We start from the raw sequence: 1,075 nt of genomic DNA on the forward strand, positions 1-1,075 counted from the left end.
GGCAACGCCATAATCATCTTTTAATAACTGTGCTGCGGCAGCGACTTCGTTATAAATAGTACCACTACCCAGTAATTGAACATGAAGATCACCGTCAGAATTTAGCTCTTCACGTTTATACATGCCGCGAAGGATTCCCTCTTCACTGCCTTTGACCAAAGGAAGCTGTTTATAGTTTTCGTTAGTAATTGTCAGATAGTAATAAACAGATTCATTGTCTTCGTACATTCGCTTCATGCCATGCTGAACAATTACTGCCATTTCACATGCAAATGCTGGATCGTAAGCTAAACAATTCGGGATAGTTGATGCTAATACATGGCTATGCCCGTCTTGGTGCTGCAAGCCTTCACCATTTAAGGTGGTTCGACCTGCGGTGCCGCCTATTAAAAATCCTCGAGCACGCATATCACCAGCCGCCCAGGCAAGATCTCCGACACGCTGAAAACCAAACATGGAGTAATAGATATAAAACGGGATTAGCGGATAATCGTGCACACTATAAGATGTCGCACAGGCTATCCATGCAGCCATTGCACCGGCTTCATTAATGCCTTCCTCTAGTATTTGACCAGCTTGATCCTCACGATAATACATGACCTGATCACGATCATTTGGCACATACTTTTGCCCTTCAGAGGTATAGATGCCTAGTTGTCTGAACATGCCTTCCATNCCAAATGTCCGAGCTTCGTCTGGAACGATTGGCACGACTCTTTTTCCGATACGTTTTTCTTTAGTGNGAGAAGAAAGCATACGAACGAAGGCCATTGTCGTTGAGATTTCTCTATCACCTGATTCATCAAGCTGAGCTTGGAACACATCAAGCCCTGGAACTGAAAGCGGTGCACTTTTTTGTCGACGTTTTGGAAAGAAACCACCAAGTTCTTCACGACGCCTTTTCATGTAGATCGCTTCAGGGCTATCTGGTGCAGGACGATAATAAGGAACATCCCCTATTTTTTCGTCACTAATCGGAACNCCAAATCTATCCCTAAATGCTTTTAAGGTATCGATATCAAGTTGTTTGAGAGAGTGGGTTGTATTCGTCGCCTCGCCCATTTTACCGAAACCG

Annotated in this window: 1 pseudogene; it reads right to left on the reverse strand. The window is 44.2% G+C overall.

Annotation, left to right across the window (positions count from 1 at the left end):
* Positions 1–1,075, reverse strand: a pseudogene (aceE, locus tag A3739_RS05420) (pyruvate dehydrogenase (acetyl-transferring), homodimeric type); the annotation flags it as partial.

It is taken from the genome of Oleiphilus sp. HI0067, from assembly GCF_001635735.1.